Below are 18,215 nucleotides of genomic sequence, written 5' to 3'. Positions count from 1 at the left end.
GAGCAGACGGTACCTCACGGGTGGCCACCTCAACGGTAGGGTCGCAGCATGACCGGTACGAACGCGGACACCCGTGTGGTGCGCACCCTCACGACGGGTAGCAAGATCTGCCTCCTCCTCGCGATCCCCTTCCTGGTCGGCGCCGCGTACTTCTACTTCACCCCCATCGTGGTGCAGCTCGGGGGAACCAGCCTGTTCTCCTGCGGGAGCCGGTTCAACCCGCCCACCGACGCGTTCAAGCTGAGCCAGTGCACGGACCTCTACACCGTGTACGGCGCGCGGTCCGGCGCCTGCCTGGCCCTGGGCCTCATGATCGCTGCCGTGGGCGTTGGTCTCTTCGGCTTCTCCACGCGGACGGAGAAGCGCGCGGACATCCTCTCCGCGTCCTAGGCACTGCTGTGGCAGCTCCGGAGATCTTCGTCGCGGCACTCGCCGGCGGATCAGGTACCCGCTTGTGGCCGCTCTCTCGCCGCCGACGGCCCAAGTTCCTGCTCGAGCTCGACCCGACCCGGCCGTCGACGCTCGTCGACACCGTCGACCGTTGCCGGGGGGTGGTCCCCAGCGACCATGTGCTGGTGGTCACAGGTTCCGCGCACGCCGACCACGTGCGCGAGGCGCTGGGGCCTGGCAACGCGCACGTTCTCGTCGAGCCGGCGCCGCGCGACTCGTTGGCCGCGCTGACACTCGCAGCGCTCCATGTCGAGCGCACGAGTCCCGGCGGGGTCCTGGTCAGCGTTCCAGCCGACAACTACGCGACGGATACCGCTGCGTTCGCCGACGCCCTGCGCCGCGCGGTCGACGCTGCCGGGACGAACCGCATCGGCCTGGTCGGCATGCCCGCGACGTACGCGTCGACCTCCCACGGCTATCTCGAGCTTGGGCCCGGCGGGACGGTCTCGTCCTTCACCGAGAAGCCGCCCCTGGAGGTTGCGCAGGGGTTCGTGGCCGGCGGTCGGCACCGGTGGAACGCGTCGATCTTCGCCGCCCGAGCCACCACGGTGCTGGCCGCCGTCGAGCGTCACCACCCCGAGGTCCTGGCCGCAGCTGCCGCGTGGATCGATTCGCCGCACGATGCCACCGCCTGGCAGGCCCTGACGCCGCGGTCAGTCGATCACGGCATCGTCGAGCCCGAGGCCACCGTGGGTGGCATCGCCGCCGTCGAGGCCAGCTTCGGCTGGGAGGACATGGGCGATGTGGCCGCGCTGGCCGCGGCGGTGCCCACCGGAGCCCAGCACCTGCTGGTCGACTCCCCCGGCACCTTCGTCCAGACGACCTCGGGTCGTACCGTCGCTGTGGTCGGCCTGCCGGACATCGCGGTGATCGACACCCCCGACGGACTGTTGGTGGTGCCGCTGGCGCAGGCAGCCCGGGTGCGCGACGTGGTCGACGCGCTGCACGCCGCCGGGCGCGACGACGTGCTGTGAGCCACGTGCTCCCGCCCTCGGTGGGCGGTCGCCCCGCTATTGTTGCGTGGTGAGGTCCGCGCGTTTGACGATGACCGGCGGATCCCTCGTGGCGGCCGGCATGATCGGCATGAACGTCGCCGTCTACGCCTTCAACGTGATCGCCGCTCGCCTGCTGGCGCCGCACGAGTTCGGCGCCCTGACGGCACTGTTCGGCATCATCCTGGTCGGGACGGTCGCCGGCCTCGGCCTGCAGGCGGTCACGGCACGAAGGATCGCCGTCGACCGGGACCGGTCCGGCCCGATCATCAGCGCCACCGTCCGGGTCACGTTGATCCTGGCCGGCGCGGTGGGGGTCGTGGTGGCTGTCTCCACGGTCGTCCTGACGCCGGCGCTGAAGCTCGACTCGTACTGGCCGGTCGTCCTGTGCGGTGCGGCCCTGGTGCCGCTGACGATCATGGGGGCACAGTCCGGCATCGCCCAGGGACAGGAACGTTGGGGCGCGCTGACCGCGATCTACCTCGGCAACGGCTTCGGACGACTCATCGGCGGCACGGCCGGGCTGCTCGTCTCGGACACCCCCACGTCCGCCATGGTCGGCCTGGCGATCGGCTCGTGGCTGCCGGTGCTGGCCGGCGCCAAGCTCCTGGTCGGTCACGGCGGCAACGAGCGGATCAGCCGGCGCCCGCTGATGCGCGAGGCCCTGCTGTCGACGCACGCCCTGCTGGCCTATCTCGTGCTGAGCAACATGGACTCGCTGATCGCCCGGAACCGCCTGGACGAGCACGACAGCGGGCTGTACGCCTCCGGTCTCATCCTGGCCAAGGCCGCACTGTTCTTCCCCCAGTTCGTCAGTGTCGTGCTCTTCCCCCGCCTGGCTCGCGACACGACGCACCACGCGCGGCTGCGCGCGGTGTCATTGGTCGCGGCCTTCGGCGCACTGGCGGTGGCCGCCACCGCCGCCCTGCCCCGGCTCGCGTTGATCCTGGTCGGCGGCGACGACTACAGCGAGATCACCGGGCGGCTGTGGCTGTTCGCGCTCGCCGGATCGTTCCTGGCGATCGTGCACCTGCTGGTCTTCGACGCGTTGGCACGTCACGCGCACGGCGTCGTCGTGATGATCTGGACGGCTGTGGTCGCGGTCCTCGTCTCCGCGTACGGTCTCGACGTCGGGCTGACCGGGCTGGTCGTGACGGTCGCCGTCGTGGCCTCCGTGCTGGCGACGGTGGTCTACCTGGCACCGCTCAAGCCCCGCCAGCAGGTCACGGAGCAGTAGCGGTACTGCGCCAGTGCACGCCCGCCCGTCGGCGCTCGCGACGCGCGACGGCCAAGGCGATGCACGACACCACCAGCCAGGCGGCCAGCACCGCCAGCGGGCGAGCGACGACGGCTCCGTCGAACCAGGCCACCTGCCGGGCAGCGTCGAGCCCCGCGCCGTGCGGGAGCCACGGCGTCACCTGCCCCCATGGCGCGGGCAGCAGCAACGGGTGCTCGATGCGGGCCAGGGGGGCGGCCGCCACGCTGAACACCAGCGTCGCGACGCCCACCCCCACGACGCCCAGCACCGCGGCCAGGGCCAGGGTCGCCGCGCTCGTCGCGAGCATGGCGAGCGCCAGGACGCCCCACCAGCCGAGCACCGAGCCGCCGACCTGGTCGGCCGCGACCACCGCGATCGCCAGGGACGTGATGGCCGCCGCACCCACCGCTGCCGCGATGCGCAGCGCAGCGTGCGACCACTCGTCGGCCACCGGGCCACGCCACCAGGTCACCACGATCGCGAACACCAGGCCGAGGGCAATGGACGCCGCGACCGCGATCTTCAGACCGCGTTGACCCGCCGAGCCGTCCGGGAGCGGCGCCACGTCCTGCGTCGTGACGTCGACGGCGAACGGGGCGGCCGCGGCACCCACGACCCGGCTCACCGCATCGGTGAGTGCCGCTCCCTGGGCGGACGACACGAACAGTGTGGCGCGGTTGAGCCGCAGGTCGATCGCCAGCGCCGCGACGGCACGGCCCTGCTCGACGTCCGCCCGGGCCTCCCGCGCGGTCGTGACCGCGCCCGCGTCCAGCGGTCCGCCGGATCGCTCGCCGACCTGCTTGGCCAAGGAGTCCGCGACGACCGCCGGTCCGCTGATCGTGACGGGTGCGCGGTGCGGCTCGCTGTGGAGCGGAACGATCAGCAGGACCAGACACACCGCGACCTGGAGGCCGAGCACCACGAGGGTGAGGGTGCCGCGACGGCCTGCCCGTCTCTGGCCTCCCATGCCGCAGACTGTACAGACCATGACTGCCAGAGCCTCCCGGACGATCGAGCGGCTGCCATGGCGGTTGCGGGTGGTGCTGCTGACCCTGCCCGCCACGCTGGTGGCCTTCGGCGCGGTGAGCGCCGCCCCCGGTGCCGGACCCTCGCAGACCGTCGACGTCCGCCCGGCCAGCGAGGCCCGGTGCATCCCGTTCAGCCCCATCACGTCGGTCGACGACCTGAACGGCCTGGTCACCACGATGCGCGGCGGCCAGGAGTTCCAGGGCGCAGACGTCGGGGCCGATGTGCGGCTCCAGGATGGTCGCCGCCTGTGGGTCTTCGGGGACACGCTGCGGTCGGCCGACTTCGACGGACAGCGCTTCGTGCGCAACTCGATGCTCGTCTTCTCGGACGAGTGCGCCGATGTGGTGATCCCCGCCGACAGGGGCGCGCTCGTCCCCGATCGCGATGACGGCGTCGGGTACTGGCCGATGTCGATCGCCAAGGTGGAGCGTCCCGGCTACGACCTGGTCGGGCTGGGCATGCAGCGCGTCCGGGGGGCCGCGGCTCCGGACGGCGCCGCAGCGTTCAAGAACCTCGGCTCCGCGATCGCCCTGTTCGTGGTGCCCCGGGGACGCACACCGCAGCTGCTCGACGTCCGGGACCTCGGACCGGACAGCGCGGACGCCAGCCGGCCCGCATGGGGCGCCGCGACAGCGGTCGACGACGGATGGATCTACCTGTACGGCACGGCGCAGCCCGACAAGGAGCTGGTCTTCGGCTTCTCGCTGCAGGTCGCCCGCGTGCGTCCGGACGATCTGCTCGACACCTCGAAGTGGCGCTACTGGGACGGCCGGCGCTGGCAGTCGCGTGCGTCGAGCGCCGCGGAGCTGATCGGCGCCGAGGGCGGTGTCTCGCAGACGCTCAGCGTCTTCGAGCAGGACGGTCGCTGGTACGCCGTCAGCAAGCGGGACGAGTTCCTCGGCACCGACCTGGTCGTGTGGTCGGCACCGGCCCCGACCGGCCCCTTCACGGCGAGTGCACCGGTCGCGCAGATCCCGTCCGACGAGGACACGGGCCAGCTGCGCTACATGCCGCTGGCGCACCCTGACCTCCTGCCCGAGAAGGGCAGTGTCATCGTGTCGTACAGCCAGAACCAGATCGATGTGTCCAAGGTGGTCAAGGACCCGTTCCTGTACCGCCCGCGGTTCCTGCGGGTTCCCCTGCCGCGCTAGGCGGGCCGGTACCTGCCGGTCAGTGACCGGCTTCGTGCCACGTACGACCCACGCCGACCGAGACGTCCAGCGGCACGGACAGGTCGGCGGCGGAGGCCATCTGCTCGCGCACGAGCTGCACGACCTGGTCCTTCTCCCCCGCCGCGACCTCCAGCACCAGCTCGTCGTGCACCTGCAGGAGCATGCGGGACGCGAGCCCTGCCGCGTCGAGCGCACGCTCGACGTTCAGCATCGCCACCTTGATGATGTCGGCCGCCGACCCCTGGATCGGGGCGTTGAGCGCCATGCGCTCGGCCATGTCACGGCGCTGGCGGTTGTCGCTCTGCAGATCAGGAAGGTAGCGCCGGCGACCCATGATGGTCTCGGTGAAGCCGGTCTTGCGCGCCTCGTCGACCAGACCCCGCAAGTAGTCACGGACACCGCCGAAGCGCTGGAAGTAGTCGTCCATCAGGCCCTGCGCCTCGCCGGTGGAGATGCCCAGCTGCTGGCTCAGGCCGTACGCCGACAAGCCGTATGCCAAGCCGTAGTTCATCGCCTTGATGCGGGCGCGCAGCTCGCCGTCGATGTCGGCGGGATCGCGGGAGAACACCTTGGCCGCCATGACGGTGTGGAAGTCCTCGCCGGAGTTGAACGCCGCGATCAGGTCGGCGTCCTCGGACAGGTGCGCCATGATGCGCATCTCGATCTGGCTGTAGTCGGCGGTCACCAGGGTCTCGAAGCCCTCGCCGACACAGAACGCCTCACGGATGCGCCGGCCCGATGCGGTGCGGATCGGGATGTTCTGCAGGTTGGGATCGTTGGAGCTCAGCCGTCCCGTGGCAGCGATCGTCTGCGTGTACGTCGTGTGGATGCGCCCGTCGTCGGAGATCGACTTGCGCAGCCCCTCGACGGTCTGCCGCAGCCGGGTGACGTCGCGGTGGTCGAGCAGGTGCTGCAGGAACGGGTGTCCGGTCTTGGCGTACAGCTGCTGCAGGGCCTCGGCGTCGGTCGTCCAGCCGGTCTTGGTCTTCTTGGTCTTGGGCATGCCGAGCTCGTCGAACAGCACGACCTGCAGCTGCTTGGGCGAACCGAGGTTGATCTCCTTGCCGATCGCGGCGAAGGCTTCCGAGGCGGCCTTCTGCGCCCGGGCGGCGAACTCGGACTCCAGCTCGATCAGGTGGTCGTCGTCGATCGCGATGCCGGTGCGCTCCATGCGAGCGAGCGTCGCCACCAGGGGCAGCTCGACATCGGCGACCAGCGCGGTGCCCCCGTGCTGCTCGACCTCCTCGTCCAGGACTGCGGCGAGGTCGAGCGTGGCTCGGGCGCGCAGCATGCCGGACTCCGACCCCGCGTGATCGGTGTCGAGCGTCAGCTGACCGGCGTTGTCGGACTCGTCGCGCAGCTCCCGCTTGAGGTAGCGGACGGACAGGTCGGCCAGGTCGTAGGAGCGCTGGTCCGGCTTGACCACGTACGCCGACAGGGCTGTGTCGGCTGCGACGCCCGCGAGGGTCCACCCTCGCGCCGCCAGGGCCAGCATCGGCCCCTTGGCGTCGTGCAGGACCTTGGGGCGCGAGGCATCGGCGAGCCAGCCGGCCAGCGCTGCGTCGTCCTCGGGGGTGATGTCGTCCACCGCGATCCAGGCGGCGACCTCGTCGGAGGCGATCGCGAGGGCGACGACATCGCCCGATCCCCGGCCCCACGATCCCTGCACGTGCAGACCCAGCCGCGCGCCGGGTGAGGAGTTCTTGTCGAGCCAGGCGGCCACGGCGCCCGGCGCGAGCACCTCGCCCTCGAGGTCGAAGCCCTCGTCGGCCTGCGGCGCGACGTCACCGAAGGCCTCGAACAGCCGCACGCGCAGCGCGTTGAACTCCAGGGCGTCGAACACCGTGTGGATGGCCTCGCGGTCCCACACGGTGTCGAAGCGCAGGTCGGCCGGACCGGCCGGCAGGTCCAGGTCACGGATCAGGGCGTTGATGCTGCGGTTGCGGATGACGTCGTCGAGGTGCTCGCGCAGCGAGGCGCCGGCCTTGCCGGGGATCTGGTCGACCTTGGCGATGATCTCGTCGAGCGAGCCGTACTGTCCCAGCCACTTCGCCGCGGTCTTGGGACCGACGCCGGGGACGCCGGGCAGGTTGTCGCTCGTCTCGCCGACCATGGCCGCGATGTCGGGATAGTTGACCGGCGCGACGCCGTACTTCTCCTGCACGGCGGCCGGGGTCATGCGGGCCAGGTCGGAGACGCCCTTGCGGGGGTAGAGCACCGTCGTGGTGTCGGTCACCAGCTGCAGGGCGTCGCGGTCGCCGGTGCAGATCAGCACCTCCATGCCGGCCGACTCGGCCCGCGTCGCGAGGGTGCCGATGATGTCGTCGGCCTCGAAGCCGTCCTTCTCGAACGTCTGGATGTGCAGCGCGTCGAGGATCTGCTTGATCAGCGGGATCTGACCGGTGAACTCCTGCGGGGACTTCGAACGGTTGCCCTTGTACTCGGGGTACTGCTCGAGCCGGAAGGTCTGGCGTGACACGTCGAAGGCGACGGCCACGTGGGTGGGCTTCTCGTCGCGCAGAACGTTGATGAGCATCGACGTGAAGCCGAACACCGCATTGGTGTGTTGCCCGGTCGTCGTCGAGAAGTTCTCGACCGGGAGGGCGAAGAAGGCACGGTAGGCGACCGAATGGCCGTCGATCAGAAGGAGGCGGTCCACCGAACCGACTCTAGTCGTCACCACCGACAGCGTGATTGCGGCCCAGTGCCGGGGGCCGGCTGCCGCGGGCGTGGCTCTGGCGTCGCCGCAGCGTGCGGCGCACGGCGATGAGCTTGCCGGTGTCACGCGAGTTGGTGGCCTTGGACGTGAGGCGTGATCGCAGCTTGCTGGACTGGATGGCCCGCAGCACCGCGATCTGGTTGAAGCCGATCTTGGTGAGGTACCGGTGCGGCTCGCGCGAGTGCGCAGGGATCGCGGCGATGACGATCTCGCAGTTGTGCTCCTCGCCGTACGACGCGGCGGCCGACAGCAGCGTCAGGGCCACCGATTTTCGGCGGTACCGGGGCGAGACCTGGATCTCGGTGACGATCAGGACGCGCGTGAGGCTGATCGGCGTCAGGGTGCCCACGTCGCACACCGTCGCACCGATGATCTCGCCGTCCACCAGTGCCAGGATGATGCGCTTGTCCGGCCGGCTCAGGTTCAGCTCGAGCGCCGTGGCGGCCTCGGCCACACCCGGCTCGCGCCACAGCGCCTGCTGCGTGAACGCCTCGGAGCCCTCGTCCTGACTCGCGTCGAAGCACTCCGCCCACAGGGCGATCAGTGCGGCGGCGTCCTCGCGCTCCGCGTCGCGGAGGACCACATGAGGTCGAGCCGACATCGCGTTTTAACCTCTCGTCCGGGGACACTCGGGCACAGTGCCGAGTTGGTGACACACTACGCGCTGGGCCCGGAGGCCTGTCCGGGTGAACTGCCAATCGTCGAGGAGACCATACATGTTCGTCGGTTTCGGCACCCTCACGAACGTGGTGACGGTCGTGGTCGGCTCCGGTCTCGGCCTGCTCATCGGGCACCGCCTGGGCCTGCACGTGCGGACCACCGTGACGTCCGCCCTGGGACTGGTGACGCTGCTGATCGCTGCCCAGTCGGCGTTCGCGGTCTCCGACACCAAGCTGGCCGACGCCGTGGGCGACAGCGCCCCGTTGCTGATCGTGCTGGGCTCGCTGGTGATCGGCGGCATCATCGGCTCGCTCCTGCGTCTGGAGGACCGGATCGAGAGTCTCGGCGGCTGGCTCCAGCAACGGTTGACCCGAGGCGAGGAGGACGGCCGTGACCGGTTCGTCGAGGGGTTCGTCATCAGCTCGCTGGTGTTCTGCATCGGCCCGCTGACGATCCTGGGTTCCCTCAACGAGGGACTCGGCAACGGCGCCGACCAGCTGTTGCTCAAGGCGACGCTGGACGGATTCGCCGCGCTCGCCTTCGCGGCGTCCTTCGGCATCGGTGTCATGGCGTCCGCGATCTCGGTGGGCGTCATCCAGGGCTCGTTGACACTCCTGGGCGCTGCGCTGGGTTCCTTCCTGCCCGATGCCCACCTGGCCGCGCTGACCGCCACCGGCGGGCTCATCCTGATCGGCGTCGCACTGCGGCTGCTGGATCTCAAGGCCATCGCGGTGGCCGATCTGCTGCCCGCCCTGATCGTCGCGCCGCTGCTGTGCCAGCTGGTCATCGCGGTGCGCTGAAAACCGGCCCGGATCATCGAAACCCAACTGTTACCTGATTCAGGTCGCAGAGCGCGCGGATGACTCGCACATGTGGCTATAGTCCGAGGACCACAAAGGCACCCCGTGCACAGCCGACAGGAGTACATGCGTGCGATTGCGACTCGCGGCCCTACTCGCAGCGGTGGCAGGAGTACTCATGCTCCTCGCCCCCAGCGCTGCGCTGGCCCAGGCAACGCCCTCACCGTCCACCCCAGCGGCGGGAGAGGCCGGCACGCCGACGGAGAACCCGTTGGTCGACGGCCAGAACATCACGGTCACCCTGCTCGATGTGAAGGGCGGCAAGGGCGATCCCGAACCCGTGCCGGGCGTCTCGCTGACGGTGTTCAAGGACAAGAGCGGCGGTGAGCAGATCGGCACCCAGGTGACCGACGCGAAGGGCCGCGTCAGCATCGCGATCCCCGCCAACGGCGTCTACGTCGTGACGCTCGACAGGGACACCCTGCCCGACGGCGTCGAGCTCAGCGGTGGCGCCGAGAACGAGAAGACCATCACCGCGCGGATCTCGGGCAACAACTTCGCCCAGTTCCAGATCGGCGCGGCTGTCGCCGAGAAGGTCGCCTACAGCGAGCGCCTCACCAACGCGACGGTGTCCGGTCTCAAGTTCGGCCTCATCATCGCGCTGGCCGCGCTCGGTCTGTCGCTGATCTTCGGCACGACCGGCCTGACGAACTTCGGTCACGGTGAGCTGATCACCTTCGGCGGCATCATGACCTACGTCTTCAACCGCGGCTTCGGCCTGCCGGTGATCGCGGCCGGCGTGTGTGCGGTCATCGCCGGAGCGATCTTCGGCTACGCCCAGGACAAGCTCCTGTGGGGGCCGCTGCGGCGGCGCGGCACCGGCCTGATCGCGATGATGATCGTCTCGATCGGCTTCGCGCTCCTGCTGCGCAGCGTGTTCCAGTACACGTTCGGCGGCTCGACCAAGACCCTGTCGCAGTACGTGGCGCAGGGCCGCAACGACTACGGACCGATCTCGCTGTCGCCCAAGGAGATCGCGATCTTCGTCATTGCCATCGTCGCGATCGTCGTGGTGTGCGTGGCCATGATGCGCACGCGCCTGGGCAAGTCGATGCGAGCGGTCTCCGACAATCCCGACCTGTCGGCCTCGTCGGGCCTGCGCGTCGACAACGTCATCACCTCGGTTTGGGTGCTCGGCACCGCGCTGACCGCCCTGGCCGGCGTCCTGCTCGCGCTCAACCAGCAGGTCAACTTCCAGATGGGCTTCAAGCTGCTGCTGCTGGTCTTCGCGGGTGTCACCCTCGGCGGCCTCGGCACGATCTGGGGGGCGCTCGCCGGCTCGCTGATCATCGGCCTGCTCGTCGAGGTCGCTCCGCTCATCAGCATCGGCGGCTACCAGCCGGTGCCCGCCTCGATCAAGGACGTGGGCGCGCTGGTCGTGCTGATCCTCATCCTGCTCGTCAGACCGCAAGGCCTCCTCGGCCGAGCCCAGCGGATCGGATAGGGGCCACTCATGGACTTCGGAACTCTCATCGACGCTGCCCTCTCCGCAGCCCTCGGGCCGCAGGCGATCGTCTTCGCCCTTGCCGCGATCGGACTCAACGTCCACTTCGGCTACACGGGCCTGCTGAACTTCGGTCAGGCCGGTTTCATGGCCGTGGGCGCATTCGGCCTGGCCGTCTCGGTCACCACCTGGGGCCTGAACTTCTGGGTCGGCATCCTCATTGCGCTGGGAGCCACCGTGCTGCTGGCGATCATCCTCGGCTTCCCGACGCTGCGGCTGCGCGCGGACTACCTCGCCATCGCCACCATCGCGACCAGCGAGATCCTGCGACTCATCTTCGGCTCGGTCGAGGCCAAGGAGACCTTCGGCGGCTCGAACGGCCTCACCGGGTTCAGCTCGACGTACAAGAACCTGAACCCCTACGACAGTGGGCTCGACCTCGGTGTCGTGTCGTTCAGCCGCAACGACCTCTGGTCGATCACGGTCGGCTGGACGCTCGTCGCGATCTCCTGCCTCATCGTGTGGTCGCTGATGCGCAGCCCGTGGGGCCGCGTGCTCCGCTCGATCCGCGAGGACGAGGACGCCGTGCGCTCGCTGGGCAAGAACGTCTTCGCCTACAAGATGCAGGCGCTGATCCTCGGCGGCGTGTTCGGCGGCATCGCCGGCATCTTCCACGTGCTCAAGCAGGCGTCCGCCGTGCCGACCGACTTCAACACGACGTTCACGTTCTACGCCTACGCCGCCCTGCTGGTGGGCGGCGCCGCCCGCGTGCTCGGCCCGGTGATCGGATCTATCCTGTTCTGGTTCCTGATCGCAGGTCTCGGCTCGTTCTTCAGCCAGGCGACGTCCGGCGCCGACCCCTTGATCCCCGCCTCCATCATGACCGACACCCAGGCCAGCCTGGTCCGTTTCATCGTCCTGGGCCTCGGGCTCATGCTGCTGATGATCTTCCGTCCTCAGGGGATCTTCGGCGACCGAAGGGAGATCGCAATCGATGCCCGCTGACGTCAGCGCCGCTCGCGCCGCACTCGACGGAGTGCCCAACGAGCCCGGAGCGCCCAAGCCCGACCCGATCGTCAAGGGTGACAACATCACGCGCACGTTCGGTGGCCTCAAGGCCGTCGACGTCGAGCACATCGAGATCCAGCGCGGTGTCATCACCGCGCTGATCGGCCCCAACGGTGCCGGCAAGACCACCTTGTTCAACCTGCTGACCGGCTTCGACGAGCCCGATCACGGCGACTGGGCGTTCAACGGCAAGAAGCTGTCGAACGTCCCGGCCTACAAGGTCGCGCGTCTGGGCATGGTGCGCACGTTCCAGCTGACCAAGGTGCTCTCGAAGCTGACCGTCATCGAGAACATGCGCCTCGGCGCGACCGGCCAGCGCGGCGAACGCTTCTGGTCCGCCCCGTTCCGAAGGCTGTGGAGCGCGCAGGAGGACGCCAACACCGCCCGCGCCGACGAGCTGCTCGCCCGGTTCAAGCTCGACGAGAAGCGCGAGGACTTCGCCGGATCGCTGTCAGGCGGTCAGCGCAAGCTGCTCGAGATGGCCCGCGCGCTCATGGTCGATCCCGAGCTGATCATGCTCGACGAGCCCATGGCCGGCGTCAACCCCGCGCTCAAGCAGTCGCTGCTCGAGCACGTCAAGTCGCTGCGCGACGAGGGCCGGTCGGTGCTCTTCGTCGAGCACGACATGGACATGGTCCGCGACATCTCCGACTGGGTGATCGTCATGGCCCAGGGGCAGATCGTGGCCGAAGGCACGCCCCAGGCCGTCATGGCCGACCAGCGGGTCATCGACGCCTACCTCGGCGCACACCACGACACCGACATCAGCGAGATCGACGTCGACGAGCTGGAGGCCGAAGCCGAGGCCGAGCTCGAGGCAGAGGAGCCCAAGCCATGAGCGAGACCCCGACCACCACGACCGAGCGCGAGAAGCACCTCGCCAACGCCGACGGCGCCGTGCTGCGGGCCGACAACCTGATCGCGGGCTACCTGCCGGGCGTCAACATCCTCAACGGCGCCGACCTGTACTGCCAGCCCGGTGAGCTCGTCGCGATCATCGGCCCCAACGGCGCGGGCAAGTCCACGCTGCTGAAGGCGCTGTTCGGCCTGGTCAAGATCCACACCGGCACCGTCAAGCTCAAGGGCGATGACATCACCAACCAGCGGGCCGATCAGCTCGTGCGCAAGGGCATCGGGTTCGTCCCGCAGACCAACAACGTCTTCCCGAGCCTCACGATCGAGGAGAACCTCGAGATGGGCTGCTACCAGGAGCCCAAGAAGTTCTCGGAGCGGTTCGACTTCGTCACCGACCTGTTCCCGCGCCTCGGCGAGCGACGCAAGCAGCGCGCCGGCCAGCTGTCCGGCGGCGAGCGCCAGATGGTGGCGATGGGGCGTGCGCTCATGATGGATCCGTCGGTGCTGCTGCTCGACGAGCCGTCGGCCGGCCTCTCCCCCGTGCTCCAGGACGAGGTGTTCGTGCAGACCCGCAACATCAACAGGGCGGGCGTCTCGGTCATCATGGTCGAGCAGAACGCCCGTCGATGCCTGCAGATCTGCGACCGCGGCTACGTCCTGGACCACGGCACGAACGCCTACTCCGGAACCGGCAAGTCGCTCATGAACGACCCCAAGGTCATCGAGCTCTACCTCGGCACCCTCGGCCAGCAGAACACCTGACGAGTCACCCGGGCCCGCCGACGAGTCACCCAGATCCGCCGACGAGTCACGTAGATCTGGCGACGAGTCACCACCAGCGGGCGATGGGCGTCATGCCGAGCACCTCGCCGACCTCGCGCTCAAACGCGTTGTCCTTGCCGAAGAGTCCCTCGTAGCGAACCCGGACGATCCGGTAGCCGATCGCCGCGACCAGTTCATGCCGGTGTTCGTCCTGCTGCAGGTCATCGTCGCTCGTGTGGAACTGCCGCCCGTCGAACTCGATCGCGACGCGGCGCTTGACGTACGCGAGGTCGAGGTAGCGGAGCCCGCCCGCTGCATCGACGACTTCGACCTGCGCACGCGGCACCGGGAAACCTGCGTCGACCAGTCGCAACCGGGTCCACGACTCCCCCGGGCTCGCTGCCTTGGGCTCGATGTACCGAGCCAGTACCCGGGCTTGGCGGATTCCGCGGTACCCCTTCAGCTCGGCCAAGTACGCCCGGACGTCCATGGGACGTACGAGGCCGGCGTGCGCCATCGCGTCCGCCGAGGCCAAGGCGTAGGGACGCCACTGCTTGCGCAGCAGGTCGGCCGTCGCGCGCAGCGGCGTGGTCACCCGAAGGCCGTTGATCTCGACGATGTCGGCGTCGTCCAGCAGAGCCTGGCGGCAGGTCACGCCGTCCAGCCGGGCACGGCTGGTGCCGTGGGGAACGACCCACTTCGGCTCGAACCGGTGCCTGTCGGTCGGCCGGTGCACGTCCAGTCCCCAGACCCAGGCGGCTGTCTCGTCGCACAAGACCGCGTGGGCCGGGACCACCCGGCTCGCAGCCGCGATCCGCAGCTCGCGCGTGTCGTCCGCGCCCGCGTCGGCGTACACCCGGGCAATGAGGTGGACGACCTCACCGTCCGCGACCGCTTGCCGCATGCCGGTCTTCGTCATGCCGAGCGCAGCATGCTCGCTGTAGAGGAAGGGCCTGCCCTCGTTGATCATCAGGCCATACAACCGATGTCCGGTGCTCGTTGGCGATGTCGTCGTCCACAGACCGATGTCAGCCGACCTGGGTGACTCGCCGCGGGACCTGGGTGACTCGCCGCGGGACCTGGGTGACTCGCCGCGGGACCTACGCGACTCGTCGGCGGATCTGCGTGACTCGTCGGCGGATGGAGAAGGGCCCCGGTGCCGAAGCACCGGGGCCCTCTGTTGATCTCAGTCGGTCAGACCGAGAGCGCGATCCGGATCAGATCGTGCCCTTGATGTAGTCGACTGCCTTGATCTCGTTGTTGTCGTTGTACTCGTAGACGCCGATCGACGCGGAGGTCGGGCTTCCGGTCTTGCCGAACTCGATCTCGCCGGACACGCCGTCGTAGTCGATGTCGGTCTTCGGGTCATCCTTGAGCAGCGCGGCGCACGCCTCGAACGTCGTGCACTTCTCGCCGCCCTTGGTCACGTCCGGCAGTGCCTTCGCGATGTCGGCACCCGCGTCGCTCTGGGCCGCGATGGCCGCGAGCGCCGAGGTCACGACGGCGTCGTACGACTCCGCCGAGTAGGCGTAGTCGGTCAGCTTCGGGTCGACGGTGGCGAGACGGTCCTTGAACTCCTTGCCGGCGTCAGCACCGGGGATGGTGCCCTTGGTGCCCTTCAGCGTGCCCGCGGGCAGCGGCACCTTGGACTTGGCCGAGTAGTCGGCCGTGTTGCCGTCGACGAAGTACGTCGGGACGTCCTTCGGGCCGGTTCCGGCCTGGATCAGCTTCGGGATGATCGTCGTGGTCTCCTCGAAGGCGATCAGGACGACAGCGTCGGCCTTGGCGTCGGCGATCTCGGAGATCTGGGTGTCTCCCGGACCGTCCTTCTCGCTGTAGAGCACCGAGGCGGCCACGGTCGAACCGGCATCCTCGAGGTTCTTCTTGACCTCCTTGGCCAGCGTCTCGCCGTAGGCGTCCTGACGGGCCAGGATCGCCACGTTCTGACGGCCGTCCTGGATCAGCAGGTTGGCGAGGACCGCACCCTGCAGGATGTCGGACGGCGCCGTGCGGAAGTACAGGTCGGGCTTGCCGTAGTCGCCCTCGTCGAACGCCGTCGACGTGTTGGCGGGCGAGTACTGGACGACGCCGGCCGACAGGATCTTGTCGATGACGGTCAGCGAGACGCCCGAGGACGCAGCACCGATGATGACGTCGGACTTGGCCTTGAGCAGCTTGTCGGTCTCGGCCGGGGCGATGCCCGAGTCGGTGTCGCCCGAGTCGGCCTTGACGCCCATGACGTCCTTGCCGAGCACGCCACCGGCGGCGTTGATGTCCTTGATCGCGAGGTCGACGCCTGCGAACTCCGGAGGGCCGAGGTAGGCCAGGCTGCCGGTCTGGGGCAGGAGGGAACCGATGGTGAGTGTGCCGTCACCCTTGTTGGCAGGAGCCGCGGCCTTCTTGTCGTCGGAGCCGCCCTCGCTGTCGCTGCCGCCACAGGCGGCGAGCACGAGCGCGCTGGCAGCTGCCACAGCAGCGAGGCGAATCGTCGTGGTACTGCGTTTCATCAATCCTCCGGATATGTAGAAAGCCCGTGGCTCACGCCACAGTGCTTGTACTTAGTCCGAATTTAGTCTTTCGCAGGGTCATCTACACCGGTGTTGTGTGACCGGTGTGTTAAGTAGCCGATTTGTAACCCTCCAGAACGGGCACTTTTCACTGCTGTTCGGCGGACGAGGCCAGGTTCGGCCCGTGGTCGATGACCCCTTGCGCGACCTGCTGCATCGTCAAGCGCAGGTCCATCGCGGTGCGCTGGATCCAGCTGAAGGCCTCCGGCTCACTGATGTCGAGGGCCTCCTGCAGCAGGCCCTTGGCCCGATCGATCGTCTTGCGCGTCGCCAGCTTGTCGCTGAGGTCGCCGACCTCACGCTCCAGCGCGGCGATCTCGGCGAACCGGCTGCGCGCCATCTCGATCGCAGGGACCAGGTCGGACTTCGTGAACGGCTTGACCAGGTAGGCCATCGCGCCGGACTCGCGGGCCCGCTCGACCAGCTCGCGCTGGCTGAACGCAGTGAGCATCACGACCGGGGCGATGCGTTCCCGGGCGATGAGCGCGGCGGCGGCGATGCCGTCGAGCTTGGGCATCTTGACGTCCATGACCACCAGGTCGGGCCGCAGCGCGGTCACCAGCTCCACCGCAGCCTCGCCGTCACCGGCCTGCCCGACGACGTCGTAGCCCTCCTCGGCCAACATCTCTGCCAGGTCGAGGCGGATCAGCGCCTCGTCCTCGGCGATCACGACACGGGGTGCGGGAGCAGATCCCGATGGCAGGTTCAGGTCGTTCACATGAGAAGGTTATACGGCTCCGATCGGGGCGAGCCGAGTTGGCGGAATGGTAGACGCGACGGTCTCAAAAACCGTTGTCCGAAAGGGCGTGCGGGTTCGAGTCCCGCACTCGGCACCAGCGGACGCCGCGCCGGGGGCACTCCCCGCCGCGGCGTCCGTCCGGGCTCAGATCGAGACGGTGGTCTCCGCATAGGCCGGCACGACGCCGTTGATCGCATCGCCCATGTTGTGGATGCGCAGCGCGTTCGTCGAGCCCGGGATTCCCGGAGGCGCACCCGCGACGATGACCACCTGCTGGCCCTCGCTGCAGCGCTGGATCTCCAGCAGCGCCTTGTCGACCTGCAGCACCATGTCGTCGGTGTGCTTGACCTCGGGCACCGTGAACGTCTCGATGCCCCAGCTCAGCGCGAGCTGACGCCGGACCAGGTCGCTGGGCGTGAAGGCGATGACCGGCACGCGGGAGCGGTAGCGCGTCATGCGCCGGGCCGAGTCGCCGGTCGTCGTGAACGCCACGACGAAGCGCGCGTCGACCGCCTCGGCGCAGTCGGCCGCGGCCCGGCAGATGATGCCGCTCTTGGTGCGGGGCTTCCAGGTGAACGCGGCCATGCGGGGCAGGCCGTGCTCCTCGGTGGACTCGATGATGCGCGCCATCGTGTGCACGGTGTGGATGGGGTACTCCCCCACGCTGGTCTCGCCCGAGAGCATGACCGCGTCGGCGCCGTCCAGCACGGCGTTGGCGACATCGGACGCCTCGGCGCGGGTGGGCCGCGGCGCGGAGATCATCGACTCGAGCATCTGGGTGGCCACGATGACCGGCTTGGCATTGCGGCGAGCCTTCTCCACGATCAGCTTCTGGACGATCGGGACGTCCTCCAGCGGCAGCTCGACGCCGAGGTCGCCGCGCGCCACCATGACCCCGTCGAAGGCGCCCATGATGCCGTCGAGGTTCTCGACCGCCTGGGGCTTCTCGATCTTGGCGATGACGGGACGGACGATGCCCTCCTCGTCCATGATCTTGCGGACGTCGTCGTAGTCGTCGGCCGAGCGCACGAACGACAGGGCGATGAAGTCGACGCCCAGCCGCAACGCGAATCGCAGGTCGGCGACGTCCTTCTCGCTCATCGCCGGGACGCTGACCATCACGCCGGGCAGGTTGATGCCCTTGTTGTTGCTGACCGGGCCGTTGGTCTCCACCTGGCAGACCACGTCGGTGGCCGTGACCTCGGTGGCGCGCAGCCGCATGCGTCCGTCGTCGATGAGGATCTCGTCCCCGGGGCTGACATCTCCGGGCAGGCCCTTGTACGTCGTGGAGCAGCGGTGGACGTCGCCCAGGATGTCGTCGGTCGTGATCGTGAAGGTCGCGCCGACGTCGAGGTGCACGGGCCCGTCCGCGAAGCGTCCGAGCCGGATCTTGGGGCCCTGGAGATCGGCGAGGGTCGCGATGGCCTTGCCGGTCGCATCGGCCGCCTCACGCACCCACGCGTAGTTCTGCTCGTGGTCCGACTGGTCGCCGTGGCTCATGTTGAGCCGGGCGACATCCATGCCCGCCTCGGCGAGCTTGAGGATCTTGTAGGCGTTTCCGACGGCGGGACCCAGGGTGCAGACGATCTTGGCTCTTCTCACTTCTCCACCCTAGTTCGGGCGGGTGGTTACCGGCCAGT

16 protein-coding genes and 1 tRNA gene are annotated in these 18,215 nt (G+C 68.9%); 10 read left to right on the top strand and 7 right to left on the bottom strand.

The genetic code is table 11. From position 1 onward, the window contains the following. The first annotated feature begins 48 nt into the window (after positions 1–48). From NQV15_RS07270 to NQV15_RS07260, 3 genes are read left to right on the top strand one after another with little or no spacing between them, the layout of a single operon-like run. Positions 49–390: a hypothetical protein gene (locus tag NQV15_RS07270; protein WP_232399156.1), complete on the top strand. Its 342-nt coding sequence runs from the start codon at positions 49–51 to the stop codon at positions 388–390. Between the two features lie 8 nt (positions 391–398). Next, positions 399–1,424, top strand: a complete 1,026-nt coding sequence (locus tag NQV15_RS07265; RefSeq protein ID WP_232399155.1) for a sugar phosphate nucleotidyltransferase — start codon at positions 399–401, stop codon at positions 1,422–1,424. Between the two features lie 49 nt (positions 1,425–1,473). After that, the gene (locus NQV15_RS07260) at positions 1,474–2,679 is read left to right on the top strand and encodes an MATE family efflux transporter (protein ID WP_232399154.1); all 1,206 of its coding nucleotides are present in this window, start codon (positions 1,474–1,476) and stop codon (positions 2,677–2,679) included. Here NQV15_RS07260 and NQV15_RS07255 read toward each other — a convergent pair. Beyond that, positions 2,666–3,667 carry a hypothetical protein gene (locus tag NQV15_RS07255; protein ID WP_232399153.1) on the bottom strand — a complete coding sequence of 334 codons (1,002 nt, stop codon included), beginning with the start codon at positions 3,665–3,667 and terminating at the stop codon, positions 2,666–2,668. The two genes, NQV15_RS07260 and NQV15_RS07255, sit on opposite strands and share 14 nt — an antisense overlap. Before the next feature lie 19 nt (positions 3,668–3,686). On the opposite strand from NQV15_RS07255, the gene NQV15_RS07250 reads away from it, so the two are divergent. Continuing rightward, positions 3,687–4,880 carry a DUF4185 domain-containing protein gene (locus NQV15_RS07250; RefSeq protein ID WP_232399152.1) on the top strand — a complete coding sequence of 398 codons (1,194 nt, stop codon included), beginning with the start codon at positions 3,687–3,689 and terminating at the stop codon, positions 4,878–4,880. Positions 4,881–4,899: 19 nt separating this feature from the next. On the opposite strand, the gene polA is transcribed toward NQV15_RS07250, so the two are convergent. Together polA and NQV15_RS07240 are read right to left on the bottom strand one after the other, a co-directional pair. After that, positions 4,900–7,560, bottom strand: a complete 2,661-nt coding sequence (gene polA / locus NQV15_RS07245) for a DNA polymerase I (protein ID WP_232399151.1) — start codon at positions 7,558–7,560, stop codon at positions 4,900–4,902. 10 nt (positions 7,561–7,570) lie between these two features. After that, entirely contained in the window at positions 7,571–8,221 is a 651-nt protein-coding gene (locus tag NQV15_RS07240; RefSeq protein WP_232399150.1) for a GNAT family N-acetyltransferase, read from the bottom strand. A 115-nt stretch (positions 8,222–8,336) separates the two neighbouring features. Here NQV15_RS07240 and NQV15_RS07235 point away from each other — a divergent pair, with 115 nt between their 5' ends. From NQV15_RS07235 to NQV15_RS07215, 5 genes are all read left to right on the top strand, one after another. Continuing rightward, complete coding sequence (locus NQV15_RS07235; protein ID WP_232399149.1) at positions 8,337–9,080, top strand: DUF554 domain-containing protein; 744 nt, start codon at positions 8,337–8,339, stop codon at positions 9,078–9,080. A 178-nt stretch (positions 9,081–9,258) separates the two neighbouring features. Continuing rightward, positions 9,259–10,584, top strand: a complete 1,326-nt coding sequence (locus NQV15_RS07230) for an ABC transporter permease subunit (RefSeq protein ID WP_232399148.1) — start codon at positions 9,259–9,261, stop codon at positions 10,582–10,584. 9 nt (positions 10,585–10,593) lie between these two features. Next, positions 10,594–11,589, top strand: a complete 996-nt coding sequence (locus tag NQV15_RS07225; protein ID WP_232399147.1) for a branched-chain amino acid ABC transporter permease — start codon at positions 10,594–10,596, stop codon at positions 11,587–11,589. Further along, positions 11,579–12,490, top strand: a complete 912-nt coding sequence (locus NQV15_RS07220; protein WP_232399146.1) for an ABC transporter ATP-binding protein — start codon at positions 11,579–11,581, stop codon at positions 12,488–12,490. The genes NQV15_RS07225 and NQV15_RS07220 overlap by 11 nt, the downstream gene beginning before the upstream one ends. Next, positions 12,487–13,269 carry an ABC transporter ATP-binding protein gene (locus NQV15_RS07215; protein WP_232399145.1) on the top strand — a complete coding sequence of 261 codons (783 nt, stop codon included), beginning with the start codon at positions 12,487–12,489 and terminating at the stop codon, positions 13,267–13,269. The genes NQV15_RS07220 and NQV15_RS07215 overlap by 4 nt, the downstream gene beginning before the upstream one ends. A 67-nt stretch (positions 13,270–13,336) precedes the next feature. Here NQV15_RS07215 and NQV15_RS07210 read toward each other — a convergent pair whose 3' ends face one another. The 3 genes from NQV15_RS07210 to NQV15_RS07200 all read right to left on the bottom strand — a co-directional run bounded on the left by NQV15_RS07210 (position 13,337) and on the right by NQV15_RS07200 (position 16,554). Beyond that, on the bottom strand, positions 13,337–14,239 hold the full coding sequence (locus tag NQV15_RS07210) for a hypothetical protein (protein ID WP_232399144.1): 903 nt from the start codon (positions 14,237–14,239) through the stop codon (positions 13,337–13,339). 247 nt (positions 14,240–14,486) lie between these two features. Further along, a complete protein-coding gene (locus NQV15_RS07205) occupies positions 14,487–15,740 on the bottom strand; it encodes an ABC transporter substrate-binding protein (RefSeq protein ID WP_232399143.1) in 1,254 nt (417 codons plus the stop codon). A 184-nt stretch (positions 15,741–15,924) separates the two neighbouring features. Continuing rightward, positions 15,925–16,554, bottom strand: coding sequence for an ANTAR domain-containing response regulator (locus NQV15_RS07200; RefSeq protein ID WP_232399142.1), 630 nt, complete (start codon positions 16,552–16,554; stop codon positions 15,925–15,927). Between the two features lie 32 nt (positions 16,555–16,586). Here NQV15_RS07200 and NQV15_RS07195 point away from each other — a divergent pair. Then, positions 16,587–16,672 (top strand) — tRNA-Leu (locus NQV15_RS07195). 47 nt (positions 16,673–16,719) lie between these two features. Here the strand turns inward: NQV15_RS07195 and pyk are convergent. Next, positions 16,720–18,177: a pyruvate kinase gene (gene pyk / locus NQV15_RS07190; protein WP_232399141.1), complete on the bottom strand. Its 1,458-nt coding sequence runs from the start codon at positions 18,175–18,177 to the stop codon at positions 16,720–16,722. Positions 18,178–18,215 lie beyond the last annotated feature (38 nt).

This window comes from Aeromicrobium wangtongii, assembly GCF_024584515.1.
In the GTDB taxonomy this organism is placed as follows: domain Bacteria; phylum Actinomycetota; class Actinomycetes; order Propionibacteriales; family Nocardioidaceae; genus Aeromicrobium; species Aeromicrobium wangtongii.
The sequence above is the reverse complement of the archived record's forward strand: the minus strand, read 5'-3'. Positions and strand labels throughout refer to the sequence as shown.

Excerpts from the sequence above, each read along its gene's own strand:
- NQV15_RS07270 (WP_232399156.1), top strand. The coding sequence starts at position 49 with ATGACCGGTACGAACGCGGACACCCGTGTGGTGCGCACCCTCACGACG.
- NQV15_RS07255 (WP_232399153.1), bottom strand. The coding sequence starts at position 3,667 with ATGGGAGGCCAGAGACGGGCAGGCCGTCGCGGCACCCTCACCCTCGTG.
- NQV15_RS07250 (WP_232399152.1), top strand. The coding sequence starts at position 3,687 with ATGACTGCCAGAGCCTCCCGGACGATCGAGCGGCTGCCATGGCGGTTG.
- NQV15_RS07240 (WP_232399150.1), bottom strand. The coding sequence starts at position 8,221 with ATGTCGGCTCGACCTCATGTGGTCCTCCGCGACGCGGAGCGCGAGGAC.
- NQV15_RS07235 (WP_232399149.1), top strand. The coding sequence starts at position 8,337 with ATGTTCGTCGGTTTCGGCACCCTCACGAACGTGGTGACGGTCGTGGTC.
- NQV15_RS07230 (WP_232399148.1), top strand. The coding sequence starts at position 9,259 with ATGCTCCTCGCCCCCAGCGCTGCGCTGGCCCAGGCAACGCCCTCACCG.
- NQV15_RS07225 (WP_232399147.1), top strand. The coding sequence starts at position 10,594 with ATGGACTTCGGAACTCTCATCGACGCTGCCCTCTCCGCAGCCCTCGGG.
- NQV15_RS07220 (WP_232399146.1), top strand. The coding sequence starts at position 11,579 with ATGCCCGCTGACGTCAGCGCCGCTCGCGCCGCACTCGACGGAGTGCCC.
- NQV15_RS07215 (WP_232399145.1), top strand. The coding sequence starts at position 12,487 with ATGAGCGAGACCCCGACCACCACGACCGAGCGCGAGAAGCACCTCGCC.
- NQV15_RS07210 (WP_232399144.1), bottom strand. The coding sequence starts at position 14,239 with ATGATCAACGAGGGCAGGCCCTTCCTCTACAGCGAGCATGCTGCGCTC.